This window comes from Paenibacillus sp. 01T443, from assembly GCF_056398325.1.
Genome location: NZ_JBFTPE010000001.1, coordinates 319,217 through 337,662 on the forward strand (window position 1 = coordinate 319,217; position 18,446 = coordinate 337,662).

An 18,446-nucleotide genomic window follows, 5' to 3' on the forward strand; every position below is an offset into this window, starting at 1 on the left:
AGCCGATAAACTGGTAAAAAGGTTATACAACGCTCTCACCTCCAGCAGCAGGCAATGCCCCCTTCATACTGATTGGTTTAGGAGGAGGAGTAATTGGCGGTGGTGACTTTCTCCTGTACCAGCGGTCGGCAAGAATTGCAGCGGAGGTTGCGACGAAGGTTGCGGCAAGCGTCGTTCCAATAATTTCTGCTGGATTAGCTGAGCCGTAATTCATCCGAATTGCGATTAACGTGGTGGGTATAATCGTGATACTCGAGGTGTTGAGCGCTAGAAGCGTGCACATGGCAGGAGTTGCCGTAGCAGGGTCAGGATTAAGCTTTTGAAGTTCCTGCATCGCTTTTATTCCCATAGGTGTTGCGGCGTTGCCAAGTCCAAAGAGATTGGCGCTTAAATTGCTCATAATGTAGCCGATTGCCGGATGATTAGGAGGAACATCAGGGAACAGCTTCCTCACAATGGGTCCGAGCATTCGGGCCAAAGTTTGAAGCAGACCTGCGTCCTCCGCGATTCGCATCATACCGAGCCAAAACACCATGATGCTTATTAAACCAAAGCTGACGGTGACGCCAGATTTAGCTCCCTCAAAGGCAGCTTGCGTCACCGCATCCATCTTTCCTGTAATCGCAGCAACAACAACACTCGCTACGATGAAAAACAACCATATCCAGTTTACCATTAAGGTCGCCTCCCCAACTGTGCAGCTTGCGGTATTCCATCAACGTCTCCCGCGCTGATAGGAATTAATGCTCAAATAATGCATCCAATACTTTTATGACCGAACCAAAAATCGGCTTTCGCAGATCTTGGTTTGTTGCCTTTTGAAAATCAGCAAGCGATTGTAAAGATTTTTGCGATTTCATCGATTGCTCAAGCTTTGGGCTTGCCACATCATAAACGGGTACTGCTCCGATTTTGACGTTTTTCATATGCCATTCCAATATTCCGCGTTCACCTAATGTGTAACGAATGGAATCCATTTCGTGCAGAACCAGTCGTGATTGAATTTCGTTTGCTTCTTCCTCTGCAAGCGGATATTTGAAGGATTGTCCAATCGTATAGGGATATCCGGAAATTTGCTGTCCTTTGGCAGCAATTTCCTTTAGGGGATAATTGCCAAAGCCCCAATCGAGCATTTTACGATGATCCGCCCAATCGTCTCCGTCATTAATCGTAACAGCCGCAAGCTGCTGCCCCTCTCTTGTTGCGGAGCTGACTAGACAACGAAGCGATTTTTTTGTATATCCCGTTTTCACCCCGTCTGCGCCTTCGTACATAGACAACATTTTGTTTTTGTTCGTATAGCTGTATTCCCATTTTTCATGCGGATTGGGCACCTTTTTGACTCGTGTGCTCACGATTTCGGCAAATACCTCGTTTTTCAGAGCATATGCGGTCAGCTTGGCCAAGTCATTAGCTGAGGAATAATGACCTTCCTCATCCAGGCCATGTGGATTTTTAAATTGTGTGTGCGTCAGCCCCAAAAAGGTTGCTTTTTCATTCATCAGATGTACGAAACCTTCCTCGGATCCGCCTACATGCTCCGCGATAGCCGTTGCGGCATCATTTCCGGATCTGAGCATTAGCCCATAAAGCATATTAAGCAGGCTCATTTCTTCGCCCAGCTGAAGATAAATCGAGGACCCTTCCTTACCGACAGCGCGTTTGCTTGTCTTGACCATGTCGGTCAGCTTGCCGTTATCGATGGCTACGATCGCCGTCATAATTTTCGTTAAGCTCGCTATCCGCATCGAAGTGTCGCCGTTGCTGCTGAACAATAGCCGGCCGGACTCAACATCAACCAGAGCCGATGCTCTTGCATTCGTATGGAGTGGACCTGGGTTTGCCAAGGCTGTTGTCGGAAGGTTGCTTGTCCCAACCAGTAAAGCTGCTAATAAACTTAAAGCAGCAATCCTCCGCAGTTTCATGAAGTACATATCCAATGTTGCTCCTCTCGCAGCGTTTGTAGATAAAGCTTGTGTCTATTTCAGTATATGCCTGTACACCCTGCTCTAGACGAAAAGCCCAATAAAAATGAAAAACTGCCCTCTCGGGCAGTTATGTCATAAGAGGTGATCGTTTACTTCGACATGTCCACTTATTACGGTAGGGGACGGATCGACGTATGCAGATGTGCTGGAAGGCTGCTTCATCATCGATTGCAGCTTATCGAAGACATGAGGTGCGGAGTCGATTACCCGCTCAAGCAAATGCGTTTGGCTGTCGAGCGGTACAATTTTCACGCCATGCGTACCTACAACCAAGAATGCGATAGGTGTAATGGATACGCCGCCGCCGCTACCACCGCCAAACGGCATGGATACCGAGGCATGCTGCGCATCGGACTGGGAACCGTTTTTATGATCGGCATCATCTAAACGAATGTCACTGCCTCCTGCTACAAATCCAAAGCCTACTTTCGAAATTGGCATAATAATGCTGCCATCAGGCGTTTGTACAGGGTCACCGACGATCGTATTGACGTCAACCATCTCTTTAATATTTTCCATTGCGGTTTGCATTAAACCTTGAATAGGATGTTCTGCCATGCTTTGACGCCTCCTTTCATTTTCCTCATCCGAACTAAAAGTTGCAGTCCGGCAAGGATAGCATAACCGAAGCGTATTTGGGCTATACATGACCACTCCGTCGTAAAAGCAGATCGTTGATAATTGGGCTGAACATTCATATTCGGTTCTGTTTTCAGCTTAACCATTTGCGACAATACTCCGATAATCGATGTTTTCACGGACCAGACAAGTCCTGTTGACATTGCGGTCCACATCGCATCGCCGGTACCTACTGACGTCGACCAATTCCACTCCAATAGCCGCACCTTCGTTAAAGTCTTTCTAACCCAACCCGTCAAATTACGTGTCATTTGCAGCAGATGCTTAAATTTATCAATGGCATTCGCGACTCTGTCGGCATCAATTTCCTCATTGAATTGCTTCCATGTGTTGATTCCCGCGCTCGTCTTCGAGACCTCTTCCTTCAGTTGGACGGATGTACCGGTAAATTGCATAATCGGCACTTTCATGGTGTAACGGATAATTCCGAAAAGTGCTTTTATGTTTACTTCTGCATCATCATTATTACCAACTCGCCGCATATGGCCTTTAATAACAACCTGCGAACTTAAGATAACAACTAAAATGAGCAAAAAAAAGAGACTGGCCGCCGTTATCCAACCGTAAGGGTAACCGAGCATCATGATGCTTCCTCCGTTTCCCTAATATGGGTTGAATATAGTATGACCCGGCGGCCAAATCTCATTCTTTTATTTCTTCAATTGTCATCTGCTGACCATCAAGCCGATCGAAAAGTAACTGAGTCTGCTCCTCAAGCGCATCATCGATATCCACGTTTCCTGGCTCTGGCAGTTCTTTGATGGAAGGTAATCCAAAGTAATCTAAAAATGATTTCGTCGTTCCATATAATATCGGACGGCCAATCTGCTCGGCACGGCCAACCTCTTCGATTAGATCTTTTGATACGAGCGATTGAATCGCCCGATCGCTCTTTACACCACGAATTTCTTCAATTGAAATTCTCGTGATGGGTTGACGATAAGCTACGATAGAGAGTGTCTCTAGTGCAGCCTGTGAAAGCTGTGATCGAGTAGGTGTATAAGCCATCCGCTCAAAATACGGAGCGTGCTCCAAATGAGTCGTTAGCCGATATGAAGCAGCAACCTCCGCAATTTGAATGCCGCGTCCCTCGCGTTCGAGGTCACGCTGCAAATCATATACCAGATCGGACGCAAGATCCGCGTCAAGCTCTAAAATATCTGCAAGCTGCCGCTTTGTCAGACCCTCATCGCCTGCCATAAACAGCAAACCCTCAATAATTGTCTTCAACTTCTGATAATCCAATTTGAGACGACTCTCCTCTCCAATGAATAACGATGTCGTCAAAGAGCTGATGCTGAAAGCAGCGTACTTGCTTCATTTTCATAAGCTCCAGAATCGCAAGAAAAGTGACCACGATTTCGTGCCTGTCCATATTTTCACGAATGAGACGCGAAAAACGAACCGTTTCAAATTGCTTTAGCACATCCACGATATCTCGAATGCGATCCTTGACAGAAATCTCGTCACGCTGAACCGTTGCAACGACATTGCGTCTTGCTGCCCGTCGCAGTGCCTTCTGAAAGGCAGAAATTAAATCAGACAGATGGACGCCCTCCACTGGGTTAACCTTCTCTTCCTTCATGAATGGCGTCATATCTTCCGGTTCACGTGAATAAACAAGGCTGCGCTCGACTTCCTTCTCGCGCAGCTGTTCGGCAATTTGCTTGAACTTTCTGTATTCTACGAGCTTCTGTATGAGCTCGTCTCGCGGATCCAGACCATCATCAGGCCAATCCTCGTAATGATCCTCAAATACGGGAGGCTTAGGAAGAAGCTGCTTGCTCTTTATCGCCAAGAGGGTAGCCGCCATCACTAGAAACTCACTCGTAACCTCCAGCTCCAGCTCCTTCATCGCATGCAAGTAATCCATATATTGAATCGTAATCTCGCTGATAGACACTTCATGGATATCGATTTCGGCTTTGTCGATCAAGTGAAGCAATAGATCAAGCGGCCCCTCAAAAGAATCCAGCTTATAAAGCACCGACACTTACATTTCCTCCCGCCTAGCCTTAACTTCGCAGCTTAACCTTGCAATTGCTTTGTCAAATTCGCCATTTCAATTGCGCTGGCAGCAGCCTCGTAACCTTTATTTCCTGCTTTTGTGCCAGCACGCTCAATAGCTTGCTCAATCGAATCCACTGTGAGTACGCCGAAAATCGTTGGGATACCTGTTTTCAGCGCGATTGCTGCAACGCCCTTAGCCGCTTCATTGCAAACAAAATCAAAATGCGGCGTTGATCCGCGAATGACCGCGCCAAGGGTGATAACCGCGTCGTATTTTCCGCTCTCCGCCATTTTTTGTGCGATTAGCGGAATTTCGAAAGCACCTGGTACCCAAGCGACTTCAACGTCAGAATCCTGTGCACCGTGGCGCTTAAAAGCATCCAATGCTCCTCCAAGAAGCTTGCTTGAAATAAACTCGTTGAAACGTCCTACTACTACTCCATATTTTAAACCTTCTGATACTAAATGTCCCTCATAAATACGTGCCATTTTGTCATCTTCCTCTCGTTATATTAAATGATATAGTCAATATCTTCAAAGCTAAGTAAATGTCCCAGCTTAGATTTCTTGGTTCGCAGATAGCTTTTATTATCTTCCTTCGTCTCCATTTGAATCGGAACTCGTTCCACGACCTCTAAGCCATAACCCTCGAGCCCTTTAATTTTGCGCGGGTTATTTGTCATCAAACGCATTTGGCGTACGCCAAGATCCTTCAAAATTTGAGCGCCAATACCATAATCGCGCAAATCAGCCGGAAAACCCAGCTTTAAATTTGCATCAACCGTATCCAAACCTTGCTCTTGCAGCTCGTAGGCCTTTAATTTGTTGATCAAACCAATGCCTCTGCCTTCTTGACGCATATAGAGCAGCACACCGCTCCCTGCTTCTTCAATTTGCTTAAGTGCCGCTTCGAGCTGAGGACCGCAATCACAACGATGAGAGTGAAATACATCCCCCGTCAAGCACTCGGAATGGACTCTTACCAGCTGTGGACGTTCAGGCTCGATGTCGCCTTTAATAAGCGCAATATGCTCCTTATTGTCAACAATATTCGTATACGCAATCGCGCGGAAAGTACCGAAATCCGTAGGCAGATTAACATCAACCGCACGCTCTACCAGCTTTTCCTTTGCATTGCGGTACTGAATAAGCTCTTGAATCGTAATGAGCTTTAGATTGTGCTTCTCTTTAAAGACAATCAGATCAGGCAACCTGGCCATCGTACCGTCTTCATTTATAATTTCACAAATTGCTCCAGCCGGTGCTGATCCGCACATAACAGCCAGATCGATGGCAGCCTCGGTGTGACCTGCGCGGCGAAGCACGCCACCTGACTTTGCAATGAGCGGGAAAATATGGCCCGGTCTGCGGAAATCAGATGCTTTTGTCGATGGGTCAATTAACGCCTTGACCGTTTCCGAGCGCTCGAACGCCGAAATACCGGTGGTAGTCCCTACGTAATCGACGGACACGGTGAACGCTGTGCCATGATAATCCGTATTATGCGTGACCATTGGCGGCAAATCAAGCTGTTCCGCACGTTCCTGCGTTATAGGTACACACACAAGGCCCCGGGCTTCGGTGATCATAAAATTAATGACCTCCGGTGTCGTTCTATCAGCTAGCGCGATAAGATCACCCTCGTTTTCCCGATCTTCGTCATCTACGACAATAACCGGCTTTCCGAGCTTAAGATCCTCCAACGCATCCTCGATTCTATCAAATGGACTTTTTTCTGTATGTTCCATATGGGATTCCCTCCTTTGTGACAACCAAACTTCAAAACTTCAACCAGACCTTTAATGATTCAAAGGGATTTGGTTACTTTTACGATCAGCTTCTGCAGCAGTCGGCTTACGTTGACCTGCAATGGAATGGCGAATGAATTTTATTAACTAACAATAATATTCAAATAAAAATAATTCACTTAAATTAAGTTATAAGAAACCATTTTCCAACAGGAATGCCGTGCTGAGCTTGGACTCGGCTTTGGCAGCCTCAGGCTTTTTGAAATGAAGCAGATGATCGACATATTTGCCGATCACATCGCATTCTATATTGACGGTATCGCCCGCATGCTTGTGCTGTAAGGCAGTCTCGCCAAGCGTATGTGGAATGATCGACACAGTTAAGGAATGTCCGGAAGTATCCACAACAGTTAGACTAATTCCGTCGATGGTAATGGAGCCCTTAGGAATGACATAGCGCAGCATTTCGGAATCCTCTAATTGAATCTTATACACGACCGCGTTCGCATCCGAATTTCGATTGACGATTTTGCCAGTGCCGTCTACATGGCCCTGAACAATATGACCGCCAAATCTTCCGCCAGCTTGCATTGCACGTTCTAGATTCACTCGTTCACCAGCACGAAGCTGGTGAAGATTGGACTTACGGTACGTCTCTGGCATGATGTCAGCAGAAAACGATGAAGAGTCAAACGATGTAACGGTTAAACAAACACCGTTGACCGAGATGCTGTCCCCAAGCATGACACCATCAGTCACATGAGCTGCCCCGATCACCAGACGCATCGCCTCGCCTTGCTTCGTAATTCCTTTCATTTTCCCCACTTCTTCCACTAATCCGGTAAACATGAGCGTCCTCCTCAAAGGTTTTGCGACTGCAAAACCTACTTCGTAAGCATGATCCAAGGTTTTGCGAATTTATGTCGCCTGGTTCAGCGAACGTAAAATCTATTCTTCAATTTTAAGCGGAGATGTGCAAAAAACAGACTTATAAGCTATGAACAATATTAGGTTTAACCCGCATGCCTTAACTATTAATAAACGGGATATCCGGAGACGCAAATATCTTCGCCAGCCATTTCTACATTCACACGTTCCAATTGAACGGCATCTGCCATTTTCTCAAAACCAGCAAAGGTGAAAGCGCCTGGCGCGTCAACTCCGCCAATAATTTTTGCTGCGTAATAAAGAACGATTTTATCGATAAGACCCGCTTCCAGCATTGCACCGTTTAGTTGTCCTCCGCCCTCAAGCAAGATCGAACCAATCTCAAGCTCACCTAGCTTTTTCATGCCGGCTATAAGATCAACCTTCTCATCAGACCCGCATGTCACGACTTCAATGCCCGCTGCTTCCAAAGCATGTCGGCGTTCTTCGCTTGCTTGGCCGGAGGTCAAAACGATGGTACGAACGGAGCGATCGACTACTACCCGAGCATCCAATGGCAGCCGCAGAGTAGAGTCCACAATTATGCGCACAGGATCAATAGCCGGGACTGCTGCTCTCGTATTTAAGAGCGGATCATCTGCGAGTACAGTACCGATACCAACCATAATGGCCTCATGCTGATGACGCAGCGTATGAACCTGTTCCCGAGCAGCCGTCCCCGTCACCCAGCGGCTATCGCCGGTTCGAGATGCGATTTTCCCATCAAGCGTGCTTGCTGTCTTAAGGGTTACAAAAGGAAGACGCGTCGTAATGTACTTATTGAATTTCTCGTTAAGCTGCTGTGACCGCTGCTCGAGCACCCCTACTGTAACGTCGATGCCTTCTTCACGAAGCCTTGCAATTCCTCGACCGGATACCTCCGGGTTTGGATCGCCGCTTGCGACTACAACCCTCGCAGCCTTTGCATCGATAATGCGCTCACAGCATGGCGGTGTTTTACCGAAATGACTGCAGGGCTCAAGTGTCACATAAACTGTTGCGCCTTCCGCCTCTGCGCCTGCCATTTGCAGGGCATGCACTTCGGCATGACCCGTGCCGCGTTTCAGATGCGTTCCAATTCCAATAATTCGTCCATCCTTCACCACAACACAACCGACCACAGGGTTAATTCCGGTTTGACCAGAAGCCTTTGAAGCCATCTCCAGCGCTAATCCCATGTAATACTCATCATTTAATACGTCCATGAACAACAAAACACCCCTATCGGCAAACGATCCGACAGGGGTGATGAAAGACAAACTGAGAACTACGACAAAACCGATCGACGTTGTCGGCTTTAATGGCCGAATAATCGTAAACCGCAAAAGCTGCGATAACGGTTTGTAAAATACGCTAAAAAAACAAACCAGCTTTACATGTGAAATAAAACACACACGCAAACAAGCGGAATGTTATAGCTGTCGAAGCATCCCCTTCTCCCATCCAGACTGTACTGTCGGTCCCGGATTTTCACCAGGTCCACCGTTCTAATTAGCTTCTATCGTAATGTATCCGAATAAAAAGCTGCTTAGACCGGGTCACGGACTGACGAGCATCACAGGAGTTCGGTTATCCGATGCTCCTGTGTTTACTCGATCACCGCCGGTTAGGAATTTCACCTGACCCCGAAGGAAAGCTGCACTTACATAATTATAGTTAGTATATTAACACTAAATCGTTTCAACTTCAACCTTTTCCATTTTGTCTCCGCCTTTGAAAGCATCAACAAACTCCATACCCTTAGAAACCTTACCGAAAACCGTGTGACCGCCATCCAAATGCGGCTGTGGAGCGTAACCGATATAAAATTGGCTGCCGCCTGTGTTACGGCCGGCATGTGCCATTGCAAGCGTACCGCGCTCATGCTTGTTAGGGTTGATTTCACAATCAATTGTGTAACCAGGACCGCCTGTACCATTTCCTTTTGGACAGCCGCCTTGTGCAACGAAGCCCGGGATTACGCGGTGAAATGTAAGACCGTTGTAGAAACCTTCGCTAGCTAGTTTTTCAAAGTTTGCTACTGTGTTCGGAGCGTCTTGATCAAATAGATCAATTAGAACCTCTCCGCCGTTTGTTAATGTAATTTTTGCTTGTTTTGCCATTGCTGCATCTACCTTTCTTTTATCCGAATAAGACTACGTTACCAATTTCGTCCTTATTTCGCAAGCGATGATTTTTGAAGTCTAGCCGGAATGACGTCATTGCATACGATATTTTCAAGCGACTCACGCTTAACCGCTAGGTCTGCTTGACCATCTTTAACGAAAACGACAGCCGGACGACGAATACGGTTATAGTTACTCGCCATTGCATAATTATAAGCACCTGTACAGAAAACAGCAAGCAGGTCACCATTTTCAGCTTTAGGCAATTCCAAGTCCCAAATCAGCATATCGCCGCTCTCACAGCATTTGCCGGCAATCGAAACTGTTTCTTCAGCAGCGTCATTTGCACGATTTGCAAGTACTGCTTCATATTTGGACTGGTAAAGGGCTGGGCGAGGGTTGTCCGTCATACCGCCGTCAACCGCAATGTATTTACGTACGCCAGGGATATGTTTGCTTGTGCCTACCGTATACAAAGTCGTTCCTGCATCGCCAACCATACTGCGGCCTGGCTCTACCCAAATCTCAGGCAGCGGGAACTCAGCATTTGTGAAGTTTGTAATAATCGCTCCTGTAATTGCCGCTACATATTCGCTTATTGGAAGCGGAGTATCGCCTTCCACGTAACGAATACCGAAGCCACCGCCAAGATTGATTACCTTAAATGTAAGTCCAAGCTCGTTACGGATTGCAACCGCGAAATCAGCAACTTTATCAACCGCCATACGGAAGCCCTCGACTTCGAAAATTTGCGAGCCGATATGGGAATGAACGCCCAAAATTACTAGGTTCGGCAAAGCAAGAGCTTCTTGAATCGCTTGTTTCGCAGCACCGTTTCCAAGGTCAAAGCCGAACTTGGAATCTTGTTGGCCCGTAGAAATATAATCATGGGTATGTGCTTCTACACCTGGAGTAATACGCAGCAAGATGTTTACTTTCTTGCCTTTATCGCCAGCTAGTGCGTTCAACAGCTGAAGCTCCATAAAGTTATCGACTACGAAACAGCCGATTCCGGCGTCAAGCGCCATATTGATTTCTTCAGGTGTTTTGTTGTTTCCGTGGAAGTGGATACGCTCTGCCGGGAATCCGGCTTGCATAGCCGTATAGAGCTCGCCGTCAGACACAACATCAAGAGATAACCCTTCTTGCTCGGCAATTGCGCACATAGCCATTACGCTGAATGCTTTGCTTGCGTAGGCAACTTGAAATCTTAAACCAGAAGCTTTGAAAGCCTCGACATACTCGCTCGCACGTTGACGCACTAGAGCCTCATCCACAATATATAGTGGCGTGCCAAACTCCGCAGCCAAATCAGCTACATCGCAACCGCCAATTTCCAAATGACCTTTTTCGTTAATTTTACTAGTTCCATGCAGGTACATATTTTCCCCTCAGCTTTCTTCTAACTGCAAGCAGGTAGAATGGATAGAATTTGCATCAATAGAACAAGTATAACGCAAATTCCCCGCCCTGCGTAATGGATAAATCAACATTTCATTTGCATTTTATGAATCACTCTGTTTTTGGCATCTTATCGCGCTGCTGCGGCCTCAAGTTATTTGGACGGGTTCGATTGTACAAAACGGGCTGGCGGACCATGATACTCCAAACCGCTCTCACATCAAATGGTATAATTGGCCACATATAGGGACGATTGAAGGAACGTTCCATAGTAAGCATCAGCATAATGGCTGTCGTTGCTATGACGAAGCCAGGCACGCTGAAGGCGGCCACCGAAATAATGAGCACCAATCGAACAATTCGGTTTGCGAGCCCAAGCTCGTAGCTGGGCGTTGCAAACATGCCAATCGCCGCAACAGCCATATACAAGATGACTTCATTCACGAATATTCCGGTTTGGACCGCAATATCACCAATTAGAATCGCAGCAACGAGTGACATCGCCGTTGCGAGTGAAGTTGGGGTATGTACGGATGCCATCCGCAGTAAATCCACTCCGATCTCGGCAAGCAGGAACTGGACGACTAACGGCAGTTTTGCCGTTTTATTCGGACCTAAAAATTCTAGCGCTGGCGGCTTCAATTCAGGATGCATTACAAATAACAGCCATAGCGGCAGCATAAACAAGGAGGCAAAAATACCAATAAATCGCACCCAGCGTAAATAAGTACCGATAAATGGCGTTTGCCGGTTCTCCTCTGCATGCTGCATAAGATCTGAATAGGTAGTCGGAAGGGTCATAACGCTTGGCGAAGTATCAACGAATACCGCGACGTACCCCTCAAGTAAGTGTGCGGCAACCGTATCGGGTCTTTCCGAGTAACGGACGAGCGGGAAAGGACTCCAACCCCGCTTAACGGTTGACTCTTCGAGCTGCTTATCCGCTAGCGGCAAGCCATCGATCTTCACCATCGAAATTTTATCTTTAATCGATTTGAGCAGCTCTTTATCAACGATATCATCGATATATGCTATACAAACATCCGTTTGCGTCCGCTCGCCCACACGAACGATCTCGTAACGCAGCTGCGGATCGCGGAGCCGTCTCCGAACGAGCGATACATTTACCATTAACGTTTCCACGAAGCCGTCTCTGCTGCCGCGTACGACTTTCTCCAGTGACGGTTCCTCTGGTCCGCGAGCAGGAAAAGCCTTAGCATCAATCATCACTACGCTCGACTCGCCGTCGATAAACAAAGCGGTTCCGCCGGATAACACACCCGTCAGCATATTATTCCAATTATCTTCTTTTGTTACCTGAGCAGCTGGAACGTACAAGTCTAAAAAAGAATGGAACGCATGAGCCGAAAGATCTTCCGGCTRCAGGAATGTCAAACGCTTGAGCACCTCGGTCAGCAGCGTATCCTTGACCAAACCGTTCATGCATAACATAGCTGTTCGCCGCTCACCGAATGTCATTTCTCTCACGACGACATCGAAGCTCGTTTTATAACCGATCTCATGCTCCAATCGCGCCAGGACTTCGTCTAAATCAGATGGAATCGGTTCTTTGTCCGGCTTTTCCTCATTTTTTCTTGTAGATTCGGAAACCGCGCTCCCAATCTTTTTTCGTTTGTTTGAGTGAACAAATGATGCTTCATCTACCGCAATGCCAGATTCCTCCTGCTGCTGCTCCGGAATATTTAAAATGGGAGGCACGATGTGCCGATCCTTTCCGTGTCCTTCGGAATTCTGATTATCCTTCATTCGCCTTCACCTCGTCCTTTATGTATCACCATTGAAATACAAGCCAATCAAACAAAGAGCCTAATGTTTTCCCAAGTACCATAGCCATAACTAGCGCGACCATATAATCAGATAAATTCATTCTTTTTGCCAAAATGGGAAGTACGTTCATTACCTCTGTCAAAGCTGCGGCAAGCATCCCAACAAACATCCCGTCAAACAGCCCTGCTGTGCTCAAAAATAAACCTGAAGGCAATGACAGCTTCCAATTCATGAAATCGGCAAACGTCCAATACAATGATCCGCAAATGACGGCTGTCTCGAACCACACTGACATGCGATATGCATTCGCAATCTGAGCAAGCCGAGGAATAAGATCAAGAACAATAAGCAGGGCGACCAATCCGCTTCCTACAGCAAGGCCGCCCGCCAGCCCAAGCAGTGCAACAAAAATATTAGCAAGCGCGCTAATCATGCTCTTTATCCTTTGTCTGGTCGTAATCCGACTTTTTGCGCATTTCATCGGCAATGACATATGCATTTACATTTTCTTGATACATATAAAGCTCTACCTCAAGCGGATTCGGTTCCTCATTGAATCTTTTCCGGAAGATGTGGTTAAAGAACAACACCATTCCAAGGCCTATCCCAAGCGAATAAGGAATTTGAAACCAAAGCGGATGCTCCGTTCGTTTACCGGTAATCAGCTCGACAATGCGTATATGAACCTCCTTCATGCTGACATCTGTATGAAAGTTCATGATCGCGAGGCCAGCACCGAAAAAAAGCAGAAGCCAAGCTAGAATAAGGATAGGAATCCGCGGCTTTACCGGTTTTTCCGCTATCATCACTAGCACCTGAGGGTCTCCATAGGCTTCGACAGTTAATCCTGGCTCAAGCTCGCGAATAGCTTTGACGATCTGCAGCAAATCGATCACGACGCGATTGCCGTCCGCTTTCTTATGCTCGTAAAGCACAAGCGACTTCAGCTTTTTTTCGAGATTATCGTCCTTAGCCAGAAGCCTGGATGCCTGACCTAAAGTGACCTGCTGATTTGGTTTCGTGTAGATTCGTTTTTTTAGACGCAGATAGAGGACCGAATGGTTTGGTATTGCCATCTGTCAGCTTCCCTTCTGCTTAAACTTTGGAGTATGTTTCCCATTTAGTATGAGAAAAGGACGATTCGGATACTCATGCAAAATGAGGTAAAAAATAGAAAAAACCAAATCGCCTTAAAGGGCGATTTGGTCTTTTATGGACTGTAATATTTTTTTCTCGAGACGTGAAACCTGAACCTGTGATATTCCCAGCCTGCTAGCCACCTCGGATTGCGTTTTGTCGCGGTAATAACGTAAGTATACGATTAATCTCTCGCGTTCGCTTAGACCTTCTATGGCTTCAACAAGCGCAAGCTTGTCAAACCACCGATCCTGGGATTCATCCGCTATTTGGTCCATTAATGTGATGGGGTCGCCGTCATTTTCAAACACTGTTTCGTGTATTGAAGTTGGCGGTTTATTTGCTTCTTGGGCGAAAACGACATCCTCAGGTGTAATACCCAGCCGCTCCGCAACCTCACTAATGGTGGGCAAACGACCTAACGTTTTGGAGAGCTCATCCTTCATCTTGCGCACCTTATTGGCGGTTTCTTTGAGGGATCTGCTTACCTTTAACGTACCATCATCGCGTAAAAACCGTTGAATTTCCCCAATAATCATGGGAACCGCATACGTGGAAAACTTCACATCATAGGACAAGTCGAATTTGTCTACTGACTTAAGCAATCCAATGCAGCCGATTTGGAACAAATCCTCGGGCTCATAACCGCGATTGATGAACCGCTGCACTACTGACCAAACTAGCCGTATGTTGCACTGTACGAGTGTATCCCTTGCAAGCGTATCGCCGGATTGACTTAACGCAATAAGCCGCTTTACTTCCGCGTCATCCAAATATGGCTGGGCCGTCTGCTTTAGATTGACATCCATGAGGTTCAACCCCTATACGCTAATTGTAAAGCGCTTTTTTCGATTCGATTCGTTTTAGCATGGCTACGCGCGTCCCGCCGTCTATCTTACTTGAAACTTCAAAACGGTCCATAAAGTTTTCCATTATCGTAAAGCCCATCCCAGAACGCTCAAGCTCAGGCTTCGATGTGTATAGCGGCTGCCGAGCAAGCTCCAAATCTTCAATGCCACGGCCATTATCCGACACGGTAATCGATACGGAATCACCCTCGATTTGGGCTTCAATTTTAACCTCGCAGGTGGGATCATTCTCGTAGCCGTGAATAATAGCATTCGTTACGGCTTCGGAAATCGCTGTCTTCAAATCATTCAGCTCCTCGAGCGTCGGATCGAGCTGCGACACAAATGCAGCGACTGCAATTCGTGCGAAGGCCTCATTTTCCGATCGGGCGCTGAAGGAAAGCGTCATCTCATTAGATCCGTTCATGACACCACCTCCAAACTGGAAATTGCGTTTCGCTCATTATCATGTATCGTCAAAATCTTGAACAAGCCCGACATTTCGAATAAACGATGAACATTTGGATTCACATCACAGACGACCATCTTGCCACCCTTGCTCTTCACCTGCTTGTACCGTCCCAAAATGACGCCAAGACCGGAGCTGTCCATAAACTGCAGCTCCTTCAAGCTGAGAATGACATGCTCGCTGCTCCCCCGGAGAATGGCTTCCTCCATCTTATAACGCACGACATCGGCTGTATGGTGATCCAACTCGCCCCGAAGCCTTACGATCAGCACATTACGGTATTGCTCCAATTCAGTTTGCAGACTCATTATGCTGTTCATCTCCTCTAGGTTTTTTCAAACATAAGAAAGAATAGGTCAATCCTTTATACCTTCCTTACATTCCACCGTGCAACACGGGCTGATCTGCGGTGAGTCAGAATCAGACAGTTACACATGCCGAGATAGAACTAGCAATTCTCCAAATTGATGGCCTTTTCCTGCATGCCGACAAAACTAGAAGCATACCGCTAACAGCTGACAAAATGTGAGTTGTTTTCAGCATGTATTCGCATGGATTACCGCATTACGTTACGAGAATAATCCTGAGAAGGAACGCTTAAGTAATTTCCACCAGCCTGCACGCTCGACCGACAGTGGCGCGTCCACGTCAAATTCTTTAAGCACTTGATTGCCTTGGTAGACTACGAGCTTGCCGATTGGCTGACCGAGTTGAACCGGCGCTTTAAGAGGGCCGTCGATTTTTAGCTCATACCGAATGTCCTTGGTTTGGCTGCCTTTCTTCAAAAGCACGCTGTAAGCATGTTTAGCAACGAGCGGCAGCTCCGGTGCTACACCCTTCTCTATTTGCAGTGTCCCCATGGATTCACCCTCTTTAATAATCGAGTGATTCATATATTGCGCGAAAGTATAATCAAACATTTGGGATACTTCAGCGTTGCGGGTCTTCGTGTCAGGCTCGCCCATTACAACAGCTATAACACGCATATTATCACGCTTGGCAGTTGCCGATAGACAATACTTTGCTTCACTCGTAAAGCCTGTCTTCAAGCCGTCTGCTCCGCTGTAGAACCGCACGAGCTTATTCGTATTTACAAGCCAGAAAGGCTTCTCAGACGTTTTACGCAAGTAATCCTGGTAAAGACCTGTATATTTCGTAACCTCGGAATGCTTCAGAAGCTCTCTAGACATCACTGCGATATCATGCGCTGACGAGAAATGGTTGGCTATGGGTAATCCGTTTGGATTAACAAACTGTGTATCGTTCATTCCAAGCTCCTGTGCCCGCTCATTCATCATCGCAACGAATTGCTGCTCTGTACCAGCAAGCTTCTCCGCCATCGCCACGGAAGCATCGTTCCCAGATGCCAAGGCAATTCCTTTAATCATATCATCTACGGTCATTTCTTCTCCCGGTTCAAGGAAAATTTGCGAGCCGCCCATAGAAGCAGCGTATTCACTCGTCTGGACCTTGTCAGAAAGCTTGATCTTCCCGTCATCCAATGCTTCCATGATCAGCAGCAGCGTCATGATTTTTGTAATGCTCGCCGGCGGCAGCTTATCATGACTATTTTTCTCATAAATAACCGTGCCGCTATCGGCATCCATTAGAATGGCAGATCGCGCAGATGGCGCCAGATTTGCGTTAGGCGCCTGATTGGAAGGCGCAGGTCCGGGGGCCGGCGTCGGCTCCACAGCAGCAAAAGCAGCTGCTGGCAGCATGAGCGTGAATGCGAGAATAATTAAACATAGCTTGATAGAACGATTTTTCAACTAGATCTCCTCCTAAAAAGTTTGTGAAGCAAACTTACTTCGAAAGCATTCTCTTAAGTTTTGTGAAGCAAAACTTGCTTCGCAAGCACTCGCTTAAGTTTTGTGCAGCAAACGTAGATGCGACACAATTCGCTTATATTTCTCTTTTCAGTGTTGACTCTTAATCTGGAAATTATTCCAAATAGCTAGAGAATGATTTGCGCAACAAAAAATCCGCCCCTATATAGGAGCGGATTACTTTTATGTTTCCAGAATTAATAACGTTGTACGCCCTCAGCTGTAATTACCGATAGAAGCAAAGCTCGCGGCTCTGGCTTCTCAGCCGACAGGGAATATGCCTGCCTTACTTTTACAGCTACTTCCTTTGCGGATTCATTAGCGTCCCGAACATGAAGCAGCGCAAGGGTATCCCCAGTATTGACGGTGTCTCCTACTTTTTTTCGAAGTGTAACACCAACGGCATAATCAATTATTGCATCCTTCGTGGCTCGGCCTGCGCCTAACAGCATTGCAGCCAAACCTAACTGTTCTGCTTCAATGGCGTTTACGAAGCCCGATCCTTCGGCTGTCACCTCGATGATGATAGGTGCTTGCGGCAGTCTAGATGGATCATCGACAATCGATGCGTCACCGCCTTGAGCGGCTATGAAAGCTTTAAATTTCTCCAAAGCTGCTCCGCTCTTAATCTGGTCGCGAAGCAGCTCCTTCGCTGACTCTACTGAATCCGACTTCCCGCCCAATACGACCATATGAGCGCCTAATGTTAGACAAAGCTCCGTAAGATCATCTGGACCGTTTCCTTTGAGTGTTTCAATTGATTCCTGCACTTCAAGGGCGTTGCCAATCGCGAAGCCCAGCGGTTGATCCATATCACTAATGACAGCAGCCGTATTTCGCCCGACTTCCGTCCCGATATCTACCATCGCTTTCGCCAATTGCTCGGAATCCTCCAGCGTTTTCATAAACGCCCCGCTTCCCGTTTTTACATCAAGCACAATGGCGTCTGCCCCGGCGGCAATCTTCTTGCTCATGACTGAGCTTGCGATCAGCGGAATCGACTCCACCGTTGCGGTAACATCCCTAAGCGCATATAGTTTCTTGTCCGCAGGCGCGAGATTTCCGCTTTGACCAATAACAGATAATCCGATATCGTTCACCTGCGTCATAAACTTCTCACGGGAGAGCTCTGTACGAAAGCCTTCAATGGATTCAAGCTTATCTATGGTTCCGCCGGTGTGACCTAAGCCGCGACCGGACATCTTTGCAACAGGAATGCCTACTGATGCAACCAATGGCGCAAGGATTAAGGTAGTTTTGTCCCCAACGCCGCCTGTACTATGTTTATCCACTTTAATTCCGCTAATGGGACCGAGATCTACCTGATCTCCCGAATTAGCCATTGCCAGCGTGAGCGCAGCCGTTTCCTTCGCAGTCATTCCTCGGAAAAAGACAGCCATTGCCCATGCCGAGAGCTGATAATCAGGAATATCTCCGCGAGAATATCCGTCAATTAAAAAAGTTAACTCAGAAGCGGTCAGCTCGCCACCGTCTCTTTTCTTCTGTATTATGTCTACCGACCGCATATTTCCCTCTCCATTCGCCATTCCGTTGTTA

General features: G+C 47.0%; 20 protein-coding genes and 1 riboswitch. All 20 genes read right to left on the reverse strand.

Annotated elements, in window-relative coordinates; translation table 11 throughout:
• Positions 1 to 22: 22 nt before the first annotated feature.
• Entirely contained in the window at positions 23 to 676 is a 654-nt protein-coding gene (locus AC1DLI_RS01520) for a nucleoside recognition domain-containing protein (protein WP_477598992.1), read from the reverse strand.
• Between the two features lie 64 nt (positions 677 to 740).
• Positions 741 to 1,925 (reverse strand): D-alanyl-D-alanine carboxypeptidase family protein, encoded by a 1,185-nt coding sequence (locus AC1DLI_RS01525; protein ID WP_477599359.1) that lies wholly within the window; start codon positions 1,923 to 1,925, stop codon positions 741 to 743.
• A gap of 135 nt (positions 1,926 to 2,060) precedes the next feature.
• Entirely contained in the window at positions 2,061 to 2,546 is a 486-nt protein-coding gene (gene ytfJ / locus AC1DLI_RS01530) for a GerW family sporulation protein (protein WP_477598993.1), read from the reverse strand.
• A complete protein-coding gene (locus tag AC1DLI_RS01535) occupies positions 2,519 to 3,211 on the reverse strand; it encodes a DUF2953 domain-containing protein (protein WP_477598994.1) in 693 nt (230 codons plus the stop codon). Before AC1DLI_RS01535 ends, ytfJ begins: the two co-directional genes overlap by 28 nt.
• 58 nt (positions 3,212 to 3,269) lie before the next feature.
• Complete coding sequence (scpB, locus tag AC1DLI_RS01540; protein WP_308996667.1) at positions 3,270 to 3,872, reverse strand: SMC-Scp complex subunit ScpB; 603 nt, start codon at positions 3,870 to 3,872, stop codon at positions 3,270 to 3,272.
• Positions 3,841 to 4,620 carry a segregation and condensation protein A gene (locus tag AC1DLI_RS01545; protein ID WP_477598995.1) on the reverse strand — a complete coding sequence of 260 codons (780 nt, stop codon included), beginning with the start codon at positions 4,618 to 4,620 and terminating at the stop codon, positions 3,841 to 3,843. Before AC1DLI_RS01545 ends, scpB begins: the two co-directional genes overlap by 32 nt.
• 35 nt (positions 4,621 to 4,655) lie before the next feature.
• Positions 4,656 to 5,126 carry a 6,7-dimethyl-8-ribityllumazine synthase gene (gene ribH / locus AC1DLI_RS01550; RefSeq protein ID WP_139994612.1) on the reverse strand — a complete coding sequence of 157 codons (471 nt, stop codon included), beginning with the start codon at positions 5,124 to 5,126 and terminating at the stop codon, positions 4,656 to 4,658.
• Positions 5,127 to 5,149: 23 nt separating this feature from the next.
• On the reverse strand, positions 5,150 to 6,385 hold the full coding sequence (locus AC1DLI_RS01555; RefSeq protein WP_477598996.1) for a bifunctional 3,4-dihydroxy-2-butanone-4-phosphate synthase/GTP cyclohydrolase II: 1,236 nt from the start codon (positions 6,383 to 6,385) through the stop codon (positions 5,150 to 5,152).
• 189 nt (positions 6,386 to 6,574) lie between these two features.
• Positions 6,575 to 7,234 (reverse strand): riboflavin synthase, encoded by a 660-nt coding sequence (ribE, locus tag AC1DLI_RS01560; RefSeq protein ID WP_477598997.1) that lies wholly within the window; start codon positions 7,232 to 7,234, stop codon positions 6,575 to 6,577.
• Positions 7,235 to 7,419: 185 nt separating this feature from the next.
• Positions 7,420 to 8,517 (reverse strand): bifunctional diaminohydroxyphosphoribosylaminopyrimidine deaminase/5-amino-6-(5-phosphoribosylamino)uracil reductase RibD, encoded by a 1,098-nt coding sequence (ribD, locus tag AC1DLI_RS01565; protein WP_477598998.1) that lies wholly within the window; start codon positions 8,515 to 8,517, stop codon positions 7,420 to 7,422.
• A 222-nt stretch (positions 8,518 to 8,739) separates the two neighbouring features.
• Positions 8,740 to 8,949: riboswitch (FMN riboswitch) on the reverse strand.
• 33 nt (positions 8,950 to 8,982) lie between these two features.
• Positions 8,983 to 9,414, reverse strand: a complete 432-nt coding sequence (locus AC1DLI_RS01570) for a peptidylprolyl isomerase (RefSeq protein WP_477598999.1) — start codon at positions 9,412 to 9,414, stop codon at positions 8,983 to 8,985.
• A 53-nt stretch (positions 9,415 to 9,467) separates the two neighbouring features.
• A complete protein-coding gene (gene lysA / locus AC1DLI_RS01575) occupies positions 9,468 to 10,799 on the reverse strand; it encodes a diaminopimelate decarboxylase (RefSeq protein ID WP_477599000.1) in 1,332 nt (443 codons plus the stop codon).
• Positions 10,800 to 10,929: 130 nt separating this feature from the next.
• Positions 10,930 to 12,585: a spore germination protein gene (locus tag AC1DLI_RS01580; protein ID WP_477599001.1), complete on the reverse strand. Its 1,656-nt coding sequence runs from the start codon at positions 12,583 to 12,585 to the stop codon at positions 10,930 to 10,932.
• Between the two features lie 25 nt (positions 12,586 to 12,610).
• Positions 12,611 to 13,039, reverse strand: coding sequence for a stage V sporulation protein AB (locus AC1DLI_RS01585; protein WP_477599002.1), 429 nt, complete (start codon positions 13,037 to 13,039; stop codon positions 12,611 to 12,613).
• A complete protein-coding gene (locus AC1DLI_RS01590) occupies positions 13,032 to 13,682 on the reverse strand; it encodes a stage V sporulation protein AA (RefSeq protein ID WP_477599003.1) in 651 nt (216 codons plus the stop codon). The genes AC1DLI_RS01585 and AC1DLI_RS01590 overlap by 8 nt, the downstream gene beginning before the upstream one ends.
• Before the next feature lie 114 nt (positions 13,683 to 13,796).
• The gene (gene sigF, locus AC1DLI_RS01595) at positions 13,797 to 14,552 is read right to left on the reverse strand and encodes an RNA polymerase sporulation sigma factor SigF (protein ID WP_308996678.1); all 756 of its coding nucleotides are present in this window, start codon (positions 14,550 to 14,552) and stop codon (positions 13,797 to 13,799) included.
• Positions 14,553 to 14,571: 19 nt separating this feature from the next.
• Positions 14,572 to 15,018 carry an anti-sigma F factor gene (gene spoIIAB / locus AC1DLI_RS01600; protein ID WP_308996679.1) on the reverse strand — a complete coding sequence of 149 codons (447 nt, stop codon included), beginning with the start codon at positions 15,016 to 15,018 and terminating at the stop codon, positions 14,572 to 14,574.
• The gene (gene spoIIAA, locus AC1DLI_RS01605; RefSeq protein ID WP_308996680.1) at positions 15,015 to 15,368 is read right to left on the reverse strand and encodes an anti-sigma F factor antagonist; all 354 of its coding nucleotides are present in this window, start codon (positions 15,366 to 15,368) and stop codon (positions 15,015 to 15,017) included. Before spoIIAA ends, spoIIAB begins: the two co-directional genes overlap by 4 nt.
• A gap of 261 nt (positions 15,369 to 15,629) precedes the next feature.
• Positions 15,630 to 16,781: a D-alanyl-D-alanine carboxypeptidase family protein gene (locus tag AC1DLI_RS01610; RefSeq protein WP_477599361.1), complete on the reverse strand. Its 1,152-nt coding sequence runs from the start codon at positions 16,779 to 16,781 to the stop codon at positions 15,630 to 15,632.
• 305 nt (positions 16,782 to 17,086) lie between these two features.
• The gene (locus AC1DLI_RS01615) at positions 17,087 to 18,415 is read right to left on the reverse strand and encodes a pyrimidine-nucleoside phosphorylase (RefSeq protein WP_477599005.1); all 1,329 of its coding nucleotides are present in this window, start codon (positions 18,413 to 18,415) and stop codon (positions 17,087 to 17,089) included.
• Between the last annotated feature and the right edge of the window lie 31 nt (positions 18,416 to 18,446).

Bases quoted from the DNA above. Each gene is read 5' to 3' on its own strand.
- AC1DLI_RS01585 (WP_477599002.1), bottom strand. From the start codon at position 13,039: ATGATTAGCGCGCTTGCTAATATTTTTGTTGCACTGCTTGGGCTGGCG.
- sigF (WP_308996678.1), bottom strand. From the start codon at position 14,552: ATGGATGTCAATCTAAAGCAGACGGCCCAGCCATATTTGGATGACGCG.
- ytfJ (WP_477598993.1), bottom strand. From the start codon at position 2,546: ATGGCAGAACATCCTATTCAAGGTTTAATGCAAACCGCAATGGAAAAT.
- AC1DLI_RS01535 (WP_477598994.1), bottom strand. From the start codon at position 3,211: ATGATGCTCGGTTACCCTTACGGTTGGATAACGGCGGCCAGTCTCTTT.
- lysA (WP_477599000.1), bottom strand. From the start codon at position 10,799: ATGTACCTGCATGGAACTAGTAAAATTAACGAAAAAGGTCATTTGGAA.
- AC1DLI_RS01520 (WP_477598992.1), bottom strand. From the start codon at position 676: ATGGTAAACTGGATATGGTTGTTTTTCATCGTAGCGAGTGTTGTTGTT.
- AC1DLI_RS01615 (WP_477599005.1), bottom strand. From the start codon at position 18,415: ATGCGGTCGGTAGACATAATACAGAAGAAAAGAGACGGTGGCGAGCTG.
- AC1DLI_RS01555 (WP_477598996.1), bottom strand. From the start codon at position 6,385: ATGGAACATACAGAAAAAAGTCCATTTGATAGAATCGAGGATGCGTTG.
- ribD (WP_477598998.1), bottom strand. From the start codon at position 8,517: ATGGACGTATTAAATGATGAGTATTACATGGGATTAGCGCTGGAGATG.
- AC1DLI_RS01570 (WP_477598999.1), bottom strand. From the start codon at position 9,414: ATGGCAAAACAAGCAAAAATTACATTAACAAACGGCGGAGAGGTTCTA.
- ribE (WP_477598997.1), bottom strand. From the start codon at position 7,234: ATGTTTACCGGATTAGTGGAAGAAGTGGGGAAAATGAAAGGAATTACG.
- AC1DLI_RS01590 (WP_477599003.1), bottom strand. From the start codon at position 13,682: ATGGCAATACCAAACCATTCGGTCCTCTATCTGCGTCTAAAAAAACGA.
- ribH (WP_139994612.1), bottom strand. From the start codon at position 5,126: ATGGCACGTATTTATGAGGGACATTTAGTATCAGAAGGTTTAAAATAT.
- spoIIAB (WP_308996679.1), bottom strand. From the start codon at position 15,018: ATGAACGGATCTAATGAGATGACGCTTTCCTTCAGCGCCCGATCGGAA.
- AC1DLI_RS01525 (WP_477599359.1), bottom strand. From the start codon at position 1,925: ATGAAACTGCGGAGGATTGCTGCTTTAAGTTTATTAGCAGCTTTACTG.
- spoIIAA (WP_308996680.1), bottom strand. From the start codon at position 15,368: ATGAGTCTGCAAACTGAATTGGAGCAATACCGTAATGTGCTGATCGTA.
- AC1DLI_RS01610 (WP_477599361.1), bottom strand. From the start codon at position 16,781: ATGCTGCCAGCAGCTGCTTTTGCTGCTGTGGAGCCGACGCCGGCCCCC.